We start from the raw sequence: 13,817 nt of genomic DNA, 5'->3' as shown, positions 1-13,817 counted from the left end.
AACAATTATTTTATCTCTGATAAAATGACACCGGCATCGGAGATGCCGCACCTCACAATTACCGGTACTGCTTTTACCATATACCAAGGCTTTTTTTCAGATATGACACAAGAAAAAAATTCCTGCTGTCTTTCCTCCGAGGAAACAGCAAAAGCCGCCGAGCATATCACCGAGCATAAGGCCAACCGCCCCTCCTGGCAGGCCCTACTGATGGCAGTAAACGCCGGAGCCTTCATCGCTCTGGCGTTTATGTTTTACACCACGGCGCTGGCGGACGGCCACGGCAAGCTGGTGGGCGGTCTCTGCTTTTCACTGGGGCTTATGCTCTGCGTTATCCTCAGCGGAGAGCTCTTTACCTCCTCAACTCTGACTCTGGTGGCCCGGGCTTCGGGCCTGACCACCTGGCGGCAGCTCCTTAAGAACTGGGGGATTGTCTATTCTGGAAACCTTATCGGCGGCCTTATCATTGTCTCCCTGGTAATGCTGGCCCGGCAGTATGACGCCTTTCACGGACACTGGGGACAGGTGGTGCTGGATACCTCGCTCCACAAGATATCGCATTTCCGGGAGGGGGAAAGCTGGATTCGGGGCTTTCTGGAAGCCATGACCATGGGCATTTTCTGCAATATCATGGTCTGCCTGGCCGTCTGGGTAGGCTTTGCCGGAAAAACTCTGACCGACAAGATGCTGGCCATGATATTTCCCGTGGGCATGTTTGTGGCCTCCGGATTCGAGCACAGCATTGCCAACATGTTCATGATTCCGGCAGGAATCAGCATTGTCAACTTTGCCAAACCGGAATTCTGGAGCAGTACCGGACTGGACATTACGCACTATGAATCTCTTACCGTAATGAACTTTGTTGTTAAGAACCTCATCCCGGTAACCATCGGAAACATTATCGGAGGCGGCATCTTTATCGGCCTCTGGAACTGGTATCTCAATGTGAAGGCAGGGCAGAAGCACTGACAGAAAACGCCAGTCCGGAAATCTTTCCGGGCAGATCCTGGCAAAGCTTCTTTCAAGAAGGTACTCCGGGCCGCTCTTCATAAGGGCGGCTTTTTTAATGCCATAAATTAAGCAAAGCAGGCGCTACCACGCGCCCCCTAAAGAGAATATTCGCGGAAATTCCTTCTGTGCCCGGATCCTCGCTTTACTAAAAGAACACCGCAGCAGAAGCGGGCAAGGGAGCCCCCGGAAAGAAATATCCGGGATAGCGATGCTACATCAGCGGATTAAGCTCTTCTGTTTTCAGGATGAAATTCAGTCCGGCCTTTTCAGCCTCCGGGGTTAACGCCTTTATCACAAAATCATAGATAACCGTGCCACCGTTTTTAAACACGTATATCGCGGTATGATCCGGACAGAACATCTTTACCCCGCCGGAATAGGGATGCTCCGGCTTTTTGCCGGAGGTGCGGATTTCAGTCTTTACGGGATTACCGCACTGATAGCGGTTCTTCAGACGCTCCACAACAATTTCTGCAGTATCTCCGTCAAAATAGAAACCGCCCTTCTCAAAGATCACCCGAGCTCCCGTATCTTCATGGAGATAGGTGTAGGACATATCATCCACATCCTGACGGAGCAGAGTCCATTCCGGGAAATGCAGTCCCAGCACCGTGGGATCCACGGGATCATTCCCGGCAATGCTTTTTCCGACAAAACGCATCTTCGCAAGCGATCCGGCACGGGATGGACGATAGAAAAAGGCCCGATACCATTTTCCCTTGCCAATATAATGACTGTCCTTAAGAATTTCCACAAGCTCCCATTCATCACAGCCGGTAACTTCGGAACCGGCTTCGGAAATACCGCTGGAACAGCCTTTTAGAAGACTTATCTGCTTCATATATTCCGGAACCCGATCGGCACTGAGAGCAAACACGGACTCCATTCTGATTTCCCCCAGAGTCTCATGCGATATAAAGGCCTCCGCTCCGTCAAAGGCCATCGTCCAGCCGTCATTGTCCAGCCCCGGATTCCTGGAAAAAGCCTCCCACGGAAATAGCAGGGGCATCAGTGCCAGAGCATACTTCAAAAACTTCATCTAAAGCGCCTCCGCTGATTTTCAGAAAAATACCGGCAGGTGTGTGTTCTGCCGGAAGTCCGTACCGGTTACAGTGCCGGATTAAAAATTTCTGTCTTTCTGATAAATTCCTGTATCAGAAGGTCGTATTCCTCCTGTCTGCTATCACCGGACTCATTCTCTGGAGACGCATTCAGGCCTTCGCTGCCGGCCTTCTGAGAAACCTCTTCGGCCCCGCTGCCTTCAGCTGACCTAGCCTTCTCAGCAGGGGAATCGCCCGTACTGTCAGCCCCCCCGGCTTCTGGAGTGCTTCCTTTACCCGCTGAGGCGGGTAAAGGATTCTGCCCGGAGCCAGTTTCCGAAGCTTTATCCGGAGTCTTTGCCGCAGTCTGAGAAGTTCCGGAAGATTTGCCCTCCGAAACGGGTTCCTGAGTTTTAAGATCCGCCGGCGGAGTCGGAAGCTTTACCACATAGTCATAGAAGATTCCGCCGCCGTTGTCTGCCACAAACACCCGGATATTGTTGAGACACTCCATGGACAGGAGTTCGGTGTAGGGAAACTTCATCTCCTGCTTCTTCCGGTCTCCGGTTTCCTGCTCATTTTTGAAAAAGGCTTCCGGAACCTGAGCCGGAGCATTGCAGCCGTATTTTCGGGACAGCCTTTGCGATACATTTTGAATAGTATCCCCGTCAATTAGATAGCCGGAGTTTTCAAAAATAATTCTTAATCCGGTTTTGCCATGACTGAACGTATAGGTGTAAACCCCCGGTTTTTTAACGTGGTATTCCCAGTAGTCAATCTGATCATATTCATCCCTGAGCTGTTCCACTCTGGTCTGTTCTTCTCTGATTACCGCTTCCCGGGGGGAAAGCTCAAGCTTCCATCCGGAAAGGAAATCCAGAAATTCCGAAAAGCGGCCATCCCGGTTCCCGGAAAGACTGGCAACCACAAAATAGAGCTGTTCCAGACCGGCTTTGTCTTTCGGATTCAGGTAGTAAATGCCGGAAGGATTGTCCTCACCCAGAATACGGGCACTCTGCACCGCCTCGATCACCCTGAAGCCCCGGCAGTTTTCAGCCTTGACATAGTATTCCTTTTCCACCACCCGGCAATTCTCATGCTCCTCAAGGGCGTGGATAAACCGATAGGCATCCAGTGAATAGCGGTATTCCAGCATCAATGAACCGTACTGGCCATGCTGCATATAAACGGTGTCCCCGGCCCGGTTAAAGCTCCATCCGCTCTCAGAAGCTGCTATGCCGAAGGATGACAGCAGAAAAAGCATTCCCGAAAACAAGACGCCAGAACCGTATCTCACAAAAACCTCCCCTGACACGACCGAAAACCGCTGATCGGTATCAGATACAAACAGATCACTTCTTGCCATTTTAGCCGTCTTTTGCTCTCCCATATCAAAAACCCCGCATCCGGAAGCCGCATATTCATAACAGTGTCACAAACTCCCAGTCAGAAAAAGGATTTGCAGGCTCTCAGGGACTTCGATAATTCTGTCTCCCGTACCCCGAAACAGCGGCACAGCCCCCCGAAAAATATCAGATTCCATCAAAATGTTACGAATTGTGTCTTAGGAAACTTATTACCGGAATTCATGTCATAATTAATGAAGTCAGAGATTTTGAGTTATTGTAAATCTCGAAGAATTCGGCATTTTGATTCAAGCCGGACATCACCCCCACTCATAATTGGAGGAATGAAGAAAATGCGTAAGTTTTTATACATCACGGCCCTTCTTTTCGGGCTTATGGCAGCTCCATCGGCCTTTGCCAGTGCGTATGTTTGTGCCGGCCCCTTCTGCGCCGTGGCACCGACTCCGGTTCCGCCGGTTCCGGTAGTATACTGGCATCGCCCGCCGCCCCCTCCGGCCCCCTATTATTATCACCACCACCGGGGATGGCATCATGCGCCTCCGCCGCCGCACTACCATCACCACCATCACCACCATCACGGGTATCATCACCATGGCGGACCGGGACCGAGATGGCGCTAAGGCCCGGAAGCGGGAAATAGCTTAATATTAGAATACGGGGTTGACTAGTGAATCAGGCAGGCACCGAAGGGTGTCTGTCTTTTTTTGTAAAAAACGCAGCTATCAGAATAATCATAAAAGCAGTAATCAGCACACTTCCCTAACAGAACCTTTTTTCAGATTTCCGAAGAGACTGCCACGAATCAAAAGACTCGATTTTCAGGCAGAACACCTAATTCAGCAGTTTTCTATGAAACAGGATAAGGCACACTGCGGCTGACTGGCCGGAGAGTACGAAGCACTGCTGGCAGTCTTTCCCTCCGGCTTTTCCGGTTTCTGCTCATTATCCCTGCCGCTCTTTAAACAATTACAGCAAAAAAAGACCGGAATATTTCATCCGGCCTTTCTCTAATGCTCAGGTTTATCCGCTACGGGAGATCCTCATCCCGCCGCGGCAACCTGTTACTTATGGAGGAGAAGCGAGTTAACCAGCTTCACGTATCTGGCGGGTTCCTTAAGAGCCCCCTGATCTGCCAGAATAGCCTCGTCAAGAATCAGCTGTGCCCAGTCCTTGAAACGGCTCTCGTCAGTTTCCTGAGCAAGCTGCTTGACCAGATCGTGATCCATGTTGATCTCCAGAGTATACTTCTCGTCCGGAAGCTTCTGACCGCTGGCTTCCAGGAGACGGCGCATCTGAGCGGTCATCATCTGGTTGCCCTGACCGATTACGCAGCTCGGAGTGTCGGTAAGACGGTTGGTAACCTTGACATCGGTAACCTGCTCGCCGAGTGCCTCTTTAACCTTCTTCAGGAAATCCTCGTTTTCCTTGGCCTGGCTTTCCTGCTTTTCCTTCTCTTCCTTGTCCTCCAGATCGCCCAGTTCCAGATCAGAGGCAGTTACGGAGATAAACTTCTTCTCCTTGTATTCGGTAACCTGGTTCATTACCCATTCGTCAACACGCTCGGTGAGCAGGAGCACCTCGATGCCCTTCTTCTTGAAGGTTTCAAGGTACGGGCTGGAAGCAGCGGCGGCATAAGTAGCGGCAGTCAGGAAGTAGATATTCTTCTGCTTTTCAGGCATGCGGGAGATATAGTCCTTTAGAGAAACGTTCTGCTCGCTATTGTCGTTATGGGTGGAGGCAAAACGGATGAGGTCAAAAATCTCCTCACGGTTTTCATAATCCTCTACCAGACCTTCCTTGATTACAGAGCCGTATTCCTTCCAGAAGGTCTTATAGTTGTCCTGATTTTCATCCTTGGCCATCTTGGTAAGCATCTGGAGAGCCTTCTTGGTACAGCCGGACTTCAGCTTGGAGGTCAGCTTGCTGTCCTGAAGAATTTCACGGGAGACATTAAGCGGCAGATCATTGGAATCCAGCACACCCTTTACAAATCTGAGGTAGCCCGGCATAAACTGCTCGGCATCATCCATGATGAACACGCGCTGCACGTAAAGCTTAAGGCCGTGCTTCTGCTCACGGTTAAACAGATCCCAGGGAGCATGCTTCGGAACATAAAGCAGGGAAGTATATTCCTGAGCACCTTCCACATGATTGTGAGCCCATACCAGCGGATCATCATAATCATGAGAAATATGCTTGTAGAATTCCTTGTATTCGTCATCGGTAATATCTTTGGCGGAACGGGTCCAGAGAGCCTTGGCCTCATTAATCTGCTTCCACTCGGTGTATTCGGCAGTCTCTGCTTCCTTCTCGTCCTTGTTTTCCTCGGCGTCGTCCTTCTTTTCAGGCTTAACGGTTTCCAGCATTTCTACCGGAACAGAAATATGATCGGAATACTTGGTAACAGCGGAACGCAGAGTCCAGTCCTCCAGATACTCGGAATTCTCTTCTTTAAGAGAAAGAATAACATCGGTACCGCGATCTGCCTTGTTTACGGTGCTGACAGTATATTCGCCGGTGCCGTCAGACTCCCAGCAAACTGCCTGATCCGGAGCAGCTTCGGCAGAACGGCTGATTACGGTTACCTTGTCGGCCACAATAAAGGCAGAGTAAAAGCCTACGCCGAACTGACCGATAAGCTGGGAATCCCTGGCCTGATCGCCGGAAAGGTTCTTGAAGAACTCGGCGGTGCCGGACTTGGCAATGGTCCCCAGGTGCTCGCAAATCTGATCGCGGGTCATACCGATACCGTTATCGGAAATGGTCAGGGTCTTCTTGTCCTTGTCAGCGGAGAGACGAATATGAAGATTGGAATCATTGCCGTAAACCGACTGATCCTGAACAGCCTTGAAACGCAGCTTGTCAATGGCGTCTGAAGCATTTGAAATAAGCTCGCGGAGAAAAACCTCCTTGTTTGAATAGAGACTGTTGGCCAGAAGATTGAGAAGCTGCTTTACTTCTGTCTGAAAACCACGCTTTTCGGTATTGTCTGTCATTTTGCTATACTCCCAAAATACATTCCCTGTCCCCGTTTTTTCGGAGGAGACCTTTCAGGGATACTGATCCGTTACTGCACCTTAAATGGGGACTCTTTTTTGAAATTCAAGATTCTTTTCGGGAAATGGAACAGTCACTTCTGCCCGGAATAGGAAAAGACCCGGAAAACCGGGTCTTCTGTCATCACCAGAGGCCTGAAATCAGGCTGACTGCTCCGGAAGCTCCTTCCGGTTTTCAATCCGGTACTTCATAATCAGCCTTACCAGAATAATCAGACTCCCGCCCAGAATCATGAAAAACAGCCCCATATTCAAACGTTCCCAGCAGTATTCAAAATACTTGGTATAAAGCTCAATGCCGATAAAGGTCGCCCCGAAGCCGATAAGCCGGCCGCTTTCCAGCCGGATCCCTCCCAGAAGAGCGCCCACCGCCGCAATAGCCATGATCAGGGACCAGGCAATAAGCTCTCCGGCCTGTGCCCGATGCTCGCCAACACCCCAGATGGACGCAATCCACAGAGGAATGAACAGGGCCAGAAGCCCCCAGACCTGGGTTACCCCGTGAACTTCCCGGGATCTGAGCACGCCGGCGGAATAAGGCAGTAAAGACAGTCCCGTAAGGAATGCCCCGTACACCATGGACTGCAGCGGGTGCGAATCCATAAGCCAGTATCCGCCCCAGGAATAGCCTGTTTTCACCCCCATCCAGGAACTGAAGGACATCAGAGCAAACAGCCAGGCCAGGGATGACTTGCCATACCAGCCTATCAGACCGTAAATCAGGCACGCCGCAAGAAAAATGTAATGAGCACTGACGTCATTCAGATCCAGAGCTACCGCCACCTGGGTAAATCCGAGGCCGATGAAGACACAGCCCAGAAAGAGCAGAATGCCGTAGGTTTTAATGTGGGGATGATCCCGGAGTCTGAGACGGAATCCGAAAAACACCAGAAGCCCGGCCGTGACAAAGGAACTCACTGCCCGGAGTGCCGCCGGAGCATTTTCCAGAAGCGCCACAATAATATCGCTGGCCAGAAGTGCCACGAGGCCCGTAACCAGACAGACCGCCGCAATCCAGGTGGCATGAAAGGCCAGCCGGGACCAGTCAAATTCAACCTCAATAGAATCTCTGAGAGTGTCATGCTGCTCCTGAGAGAGCATTCCCGACTCCTGCCAGAAATCAAGAGCGTCACGCACCGCCCCGGCTCGTCTCCTTCCAATACGGTATTTAATCATGAGAATCATTCCTCCATTACAGTTAACTCCGGATTGACCCTGTCCTGTCTGCCGCCGCTTAAAAAAACACTCCCGCCTGCTAAAGAGGACGTCTTCCCGTAAAGGAGCGCATCAGAGTGGATCCGTCTATGGCATCCAGCTCCCCGCCCACCGGAATACCCCGGGCAATCTGAGATACCGGTATCTGATACTTTGAAGCGATATGACCGATAAAGTGCGCGGTGGCATCCCCCTCTACCGTCGGGTTGGTGGCCAGAATTATTTCCCGGTAGCGATATTTGTCAATCAGCTGCTCCAGAACGTCCAGATGAAGCTCCTTGGGGCCGATGCCCTCCAGGGGGTTCAGATGACCGTGCAGCACAAAATAGGTACCGTTGAATTCGGAGGTTTTTTCAATGGCCAGCACGTCAGAGGGGGATTCCACCACGCAGAGAAGCTTGCTGGCCTTACGGGATTCGCTCTGGCATATTTCACAGATATCTCCCTCGCAGTAGCTCTGACATTCACTGCAGTAGTGAATGCGGTACATGGCCTTTTCCAAAGCCCTGGAGAGGCGAAGCGCACCGTCCCGATCCCGATCCAGCAGCGCAAAGGCAATTCTCTGAGCGCTGCGGGGACCGATTCCCGGCATTATCTGCAGTTCATTAATGAGATTCTCAAGGAGCGGACTGAATTTCATAAAAATATCTCTGAAATTCCGGAAGCATGTCCGGTAGTGAATGCGGAAGCAAAAAAAACAGGGGAAACTCAGTCCCCCTGCCCCGAAAAAAAATCAGAACGGCAAATTAAATCCCGGAGGAAGCGGAATGCCGTTGGTAACCTTCTTCATCTTCTCGGCGGAAAACTCGCGAATGCGTTCAGCAGCATTGTTAAGAGCGGTGACCAGAAGATCCTCACACATATCCTTGTCATCCCCGAAAACTGAATCGGCAATTTCCACTTTGGTAACCTTATGCTCACCGGTCATGGTTACCTTTACAAGACCGCCACCGGCCTCCCCCTCGGCAACATAGGCGGCGATTTCCTCCTGCGCCTTCTTGGCCCGATCCTGCATAGTCTGAGCCTGCTTCATCAGGTTGCCCAGATTTCCCAGATTTCCAAACATAGTCACATCCTTAAAAAATATTTGTGCACATACTGCGGCAGCCCGCGGGATTTCCCGGTACCGCCGTTAAAAAATCATCTGTCCGCGGCTTTAACGTCCTTCCGATCCTCCAGATAGAACTGCGCCGATCCCAGATTAAGCTCAAGCCCCCTGACCAGATCCTGAAAAGACGGATTCCGGAGCAGGGATTCCCGTTCTGAGGCATACAGATTCCGGCAGTAGGCCCGGGCCAGAGCATCCGGACACCTGCTGAAATCAGCATCCTGAGTAAATTCGCAGCTGATTTCCACCGGATGGCCCAGCGCTCCGGAAAACTCCTGACTCATATTGTCAGTCATATCCCGGGTAACCAGGAGCGCATAGCTGTCGGGAAGTGCCAGATGCCATTTCTCGGCAGTGGAATCAGCCAGCCGCACGGCGAATATGATAACAGCCCTTTCCGCCTCCTGCAAATCAGTGCGCATTATATCCTGAGTAAAGGAATCCTGAACATCCCCCAGATAATGCCGGTGGCTGGTAACCGGTTCGCCCGAAAACGTCACCTCATCCCGCACCTGCTCCGGAGCGGCCGGAGCAGGGGAACCTCCGGAACGGATATTAAGATCCACATCCGTAAACACCATGCTGTTGGTAATATCCGTTTCGTCGTCCCCGTCCTGGGCATAGCTGACAATCTCTGCCTCCGGCATGACTTCTTCTCCGGGATACGGCACCTCGTCCTCCGGATCGGGCTGAAAGTCATGGGGAACCTCATTTCCGGATACCGGGAACGGCGGCACTGCCTCCCTGACCGGCATCTCCGGGGGATAAGCAGGAGCGGCAGCCCGGAGCGGCGGCACAGAATTCGGAACCGGAGCAGAAGAAACCGCCGGAGGGGGCGCTTCACAGGGAATACTGCCGGAGGCGGAAGCACTGCCGGAACTATTTCCGGCCGCCCCCTGGGAAAACGGAGCTGCCGCTGCGGACGGCGCTGCCGCCGGGGCCGGAAAATTCTCGCCCGCATCCGGCGTCCTGAGCTCAGGCGGCACCTCTGGTCCCATATTGCTGGAAATAAGAGACTCCATGCCCGGAACTCTGGTGTAGGTGGGCTCCATGATTTTTCCGGCAGGCCCGGCAAGAGAATCCTGAATCCGCTTTTCGGTCTGCATGGCGGCAGCTATGGGATTGGCAGCAAAGGCAAGATCCTGCGTGGACAGTTCCAGATTTCCCCGGATCAAAGCAGCGTTCTTGCGGCTTATGCGCTCCCCTTCCTCCTGCTGCCGGCGCAGCTGATTCTTCTTTTCCTGGTTAAAGCGATCCTCACGCTTCTTCTCCAGATCCTTTCCGGCCCTGGCGATGGCGCTGTCCAGAAGCGCAATATAGCCAAAAAGATTGGCATAGCGCTGCTCCAGCTCGCTGAAAACGGTGTTGCGGGCACTGTCGCTTTTCTGACTGCGGAGAGCCAGGGACTGGTTCGACACCCGGGGCGGCTGCCCAAGCCGGTCCGCCATCTGAGTTCCAAAACCGCTCTGCCGATCCCGGCGGGATTCGGCAACACCGCTTAATGCAGACAGGGGAGCTTCCGGAGCTTTTTTGGGAAGATTTTTGTTTACGAGCCGGGCAACCTCAAGAAGAACCTGCTCCTGAGATGAGCCTGCCAGGTCAGGAAAACGCACCCGCCGGCTGGCTGCTATTCTCCTTTTTTTTTTAAATTGAAGGCCAGAAGCCGCAGCAGAGTCATTTCAAAAGCGGCCAGACCATCCGGAGCATAGGGAAGCTCCCGGCGCCCCTCCAGCACAATCTGATAGTAAAGCTGGAGCTCCTCGGGCGAGAACTTTTTGGCAAACTCCGCCATAAGCTCCCCCTTCAGACAGTAGTGATCCTCACAGGGACCGGCCACCTGGTAAAGGGCGAGGTCATGGAATATCTGAGCCAGACTCACATGGAGGGTATCAAAATCGGGAGTCACCCCGGAGACTGTTTCCAGAACTCCGGCCAGACGGGAGCCGCTGTTCTCGGCAATAACACTGAGAATCTCCGTAAGATAGGAGGTATCCAGGGTTCCCAGCATGCCGGTAACACCGGCTACAGTAACCCGTCCGCCCCCAAGGGCTATAGCCTGATCCGTAAGACTGAGGGCATCGCGCATACTGCCCCGGGCAGCCCGGGAAAGCTCCGAAAGAGCCTCCTCCTCAAAACCGATTTCCTCTCTGGAAAGAACGGTCTTCAGCTGATTTCTGATTTCATCCAGAGTCAGCGCCTTAAGCTGGAACTGCAGACAGCGGGAAACCACTGTGACCGGAAGCTTCTGGGGATCCGTGGTAGCCAGAATGAACTTGACATACTCCGGCGGTTCCTCCAGGGTTTTCAGGAGCGCATTGAAGGAGCCTCCGGACAGCATGTGGACTTCGTCGATAATGTACACCTTGAAACGGCCCGCCTGGGGGCTGTACTGCACATTGTCCAGAATGTCCCGGGTATCCTCGACCTTGGTACGGGAGGCGGCGTCGATCTCAATAAGATCCGGGAAGGTACCGTTCTGAATAGCCTGACAGTTATGGCAGACCCCGCAGGGCCGGGAAGTGATGCCGTTTTCGCAGTTGAAACACTTGGCCAGAATTCTGGCGATGGTAGTTTTACCGACTCCGCGTGTACCGGTAAGCAGATAGGCATGATGCAGGCGTCCGGAATCCAGGGCGTTGGACAAAGCCGCAAGAACATGAGTCTGTCCCACCACATCCTGAAAGGTCTGCGGCCGGTACTTACGTGCAAGAACTGTATAGGAAGCCATAATATTCCGTCAAAAGATGTCCGTTCCGGCCGGTATTCCCCGCACCGGATACGCGCATCGCTGAAAAGATACCGGGCATTTTACAAAATTTTTCGGAAAAAGTTTACCGCCGGACAGATTCCGGGAAAAATTTCTGAAGGCTGCCGCAAATATCCGCCCCTGAATTTATGCTCATTCTTGCAATCTCCGGCTTCCGTCACCTATTGTCCTGCCGGAACAGCTCAACAGAGGATGACGATCCGTTCCGAAAAACATGTCCCACAATGGTAAAGCCGTTCTTTTTGGAAATACTGGTAAAGGCCCGGAAATTATCATACCGGGGATACTTATCATCCGGAGAGGAGTTTTTAGCCAGCCGGTTCGGCTTCACCATCCCCTCGAAAATCACATAATCAGTATCGTCTGCAAGCTCCCCGTCATAGAAAATTCTGATATGCTGCCCCGTGATCTCCGCAACGCATTCCCGTCCGAAATGCTTTCCCTTCCAGATTCCCTGCAGCATCTCCACCGTGGGATCATCATAAACCGGCTCGCTGGATCCGGCAGTGGTAAAGTCATAGCCCTGCCTCCTGGCTGCTCTTCTGAAGGCCTGGTAAATTTCCCGGGTAGCCGCATCATCCAGAAGCGGAAAAACATTGTTGCCCCGGTATATGGCCTCGCCGGAATCATATCTGACGCTCAGGATAGATCCGTCTCCGGTGGGGAGCCCGTCGGTATGACTGACATGGCCATTATCCCTGCTCAGATTATGCTTTCTGACAATCGTCTGAAGCTCTCTGGGAAGCCCGTCATCGGAAATCTCGTAGCGCACCACAAACCGGGAGCCGTCCCGGTGTCCGGTATTATTGCCGCCCCGGGCCACCACTCTGACAGCTCCCGAAGGGGTCCGGTCAAAAAGGACATAAAAGTTCGGAAAGGGTTCCGACTCACTGTCCGGACGCGCTTCTAAGGAGACTTCCGGCACTATAAATCCCGGGCCGGGGAAACTGTTATACTCAAAATGAACAATAGTTTCGGATTTAATATCCGAAGACAGCGACTTGTCCCAGTATTCATGATGCTGTCCGCATTCGGGAGGATCCCGGAAATCATCCAAAAACTGCGCCATGGCCACCCCTGTAGCGGCGACGCCGGACAGAAGCGCCAGAAACAGGCTTTTCCGTAACACTGTCATACGGCACATCACCTCCCCAAAAACTGCAAACGGACTCCGGAAAAAGCGCCTCCATTTTTCTGAAGAAATCCTCCGGACTCATTCTGTATCATTCCCGGATACCGGCTTTACGCCCCCTCAAAATTCAGGACGGAATAGGACTTGATTCCAAATTCCCGCTCCAGCATCCGGGCTCCGCCCAGATCCACCAGATTGATGGCAAAGGAAGCGCCCATAACTCTGCCGCCGCATTTCTGAATGAGATTGATGGCGGCCCTGACAGTTCCTCCGGTGGCAATCAGATCATCAACTACCAGCACCCTGTCAGCAGCAGAAATAGCATCCCGGTGTATTTCCAGCGTACTGGAACCGTATTCCAGATCATAGTTTTCCTGGTAGACCTCCCGGGGCAGCTTGCCCTTCTTGCGGATCATGACAAAGCCGGCATTAAGAGCGGCGGCAATCGGAGCTCCGAAAACAAAGCCCCGGGCTTCAGTGGCCGCCACCTTGGTTATTCCCAGATACCTGAAGGAATCCGCCATGGCCTCGCAGAGCATGGCAAACGCCTTGGGATTCTCGCACACCGAAGTAATATCCCGAAAAATGATGCCCGGTTTCGGGAAATCGGGAATTGATTTCAGGCACCCCCTAAGAAAATCCAAGCACTCTTCGCTGACCACGGAACCTTCCTCCCTGTTTTTGCAAAACTAATCAATCATAAGACCGAACCCTGCACCAATAATATCACAACGGCAGAATCCGGACATGACCGGATCTCTGGAAAGAGGATACTTTTCTGACCGTAGCCGCAAATCCCTGTCCGGAATAAATTTGAGGCCTCTTCCTCCGCCCTCCTTCCTCGGGAAATCCCTCTCAAATCACCCAGGGTATGGCCGTTTTATCCCTGACATACCCCATGAAAGAAAGTACTAGACCGTTGTAAGTTCATGGTCCGGTACATAAGTTTTCGCTCTTGAAACCTATAAGGCCTTAGAGCCTGCCCATGCATTTGAGATGTGGCCTGGTGGTGAAAGGAAAAACTTGGAGGCCATCCACGGTAACGAAATTTGAAAAGTGATACGATCAAAGACGGAGGTGGACTTGCCTGTAAACCCTGTTCTTTTTTTGGCATTTATAAA

11 protein-coding genes and 1 pseudogene are annotated in these 13,817 nt (G+C 52.3%); 2 read left to right on the top strand and 10 right to left on the bottom strand.

The window, feature by feature from the left end:
- The first annotated feature begins 102 nt into the window (after window positions 1-102).
- Window positions 103-969 (top strand): formate transporter FocA, encoded by an 867-nt coding sequence (gene focA / locus F557_RS0109495; protein WP_026297850.1) that lies wholly within the window; start codon window positions 103-105, stop codon window positions 967-969.
- A 253-nt stretch (window positions 970-1,222) separates the two neighbouring features.
- On the opposite strand, the gene F557_RS0109490 is transcribed toward focA, so the two are convergent.
- Entirely contained in the window at window positions 1,223-2,050 is an 828-nt protein-coding gene (locus tag F557_RS0109490) for a hypothetical protein (protein WP_019001992.1), read from the bottom strand.
- A gap of 68 nt (window positions 2,051-2,118) precedes the next feature.
- Window positions 2,119-3,417, bottom strand: coding sequence for a hypothetical protein (locus F557_RS0109485; protein ID WP_157617833.1), 1,299 nt, complete (start codon window positions 3,415-3,417; stop codon window positions 2,119-2,121).
- 333 nt (window positions 3,418-3,750) lie between these two features.
- On the opposite strand from F557_RS0109485, the gene F557_RS21815 reads away from it, so the two are divergent.
- Complete coding sequence (locus F557_RS21815) at window positions 3,751-4,038, top strand: hypothetical protein (protein ID WP_084761607.1); 288 nt, start codon at window positions 3,751-3,753, stop codon at window positions 4,036-4,038.
- Between the two features lie 441 nt (window positions 4,039-4,479).
- On the opposite strand, the gene htpG is transcribed toward F557_RS21815, so the two are convergent.
- The 8 genes and pseudogenes from htpG to F557_RS0109435 form a co-directional block, all read right to left on the bottom strand.
- Complete coding sequence (gene htpG, locus F557_RS0109475) at window positions 4,480-6,414, bottom strand: molecular chaperone HtpG (RefSeq protein WP_019001989.1); 1,935 nt, start codon at window positions 6,412-6,414, stop codon at window positions 4,480-4,482.
- A gap of 201 nt (window positions 6,415-6,615) precedes the next feature.
- Window positions 6,616-7,650, bottom strand: coding sequence for a hypothetical protein (locus F557_RS0109470; RefSeq protein ID WP_157617831.1), 1,035 nt, complete (start codon window positions 7,648-7,650; stop codon window positions 6,616-6,618).
- A gap of 79 nt (window positions 7,651-7,729) precedes the next feature.
- Entirely contained in the window at window positions 7,730-8,329 is a 600-nt protein-coding gene (gene recR, locus F557_RS0109465; RefSeq protein ID WP_019001987.1) for a recombination mediator RecR, read from the bottom strand.
- A 93-nt stretch (window positions 8,330-8,422) separates the two neighbouring features.
- The gene (locus tag F557_RS0109460) at window positions 8,423-8,755 is read right to left on the bottom strand and encodes a YbaB/EbfC family nucleoid-associated protein (RefSeq protein ID WP_019001986.1); all 333 of its coding nucleotides are present in this window, start codon (window positions 8,753-8,755) and stop codon (window positions 8,423-8,425) included.
- Window positions 8,756-8,829: 74 nt separating this feature from the next.
- Window positions 8,830-10,410 carry a hypothetical protein gene (locus tag F557_RS19515; RefSeq protein WP_044143317.1) on the bottom strand — a complete coding sequence of 527 codons (1,581 nt, stop codon included), beginning with the start codon at window positions 10,408-10,410 and terminating at the stop codon, window positions 8,830-8,832.
- Between the two features lie 26 nt (window positions 10,411-10,436).
- Window positions 10,437-11,525, bottom strand: a pseudogene (gene dnaX / locus F557_RS19510) (DNA polymerase III subunit gamma/tau); the annotation flags it as partial.
- Window positions 11,526-11,721: 196 nt separating this feature from the next.
- Window positions 11,722-12,699, bottom strand: a complete 978-nt coding sequence (locus F557_RS0109445; RefSeq protein ID WP_157617830.1) for a hypothetical protein — start codon at window positions 12,697-12,699, stop codon at window positions 11,722-11,724.
- 107 nt (window positions 12,700-12,806) lie between these two features.
- Window positions 12,807-13,358, bottom strand: coding sequence for an adenine phosphoribosyltransferase (locus tag F557_RS0109435; protein ID WP_019001981.1), 552 nt, complete (start codon window positions 13,356-13,358; stop codon window positions 12,807-12,809).
- Window positions 13,359-13,817 lie beyond the last annotated feature (459 nt).

The sequence above is a fragment of the Succinimonas amylolytica DSM 2873 genome (genome assembly GCF_000378405.1).
Lineage (GTDB): Bacteria > Pseudomonadota > Gammaproteobacteria > Enterobacterales > Succinivibrionaceae > Succinimonas > Succinimonas amylolytica.
This window is presented reverse-complemented; position numbering and strand designations above follow the sequence as displayed.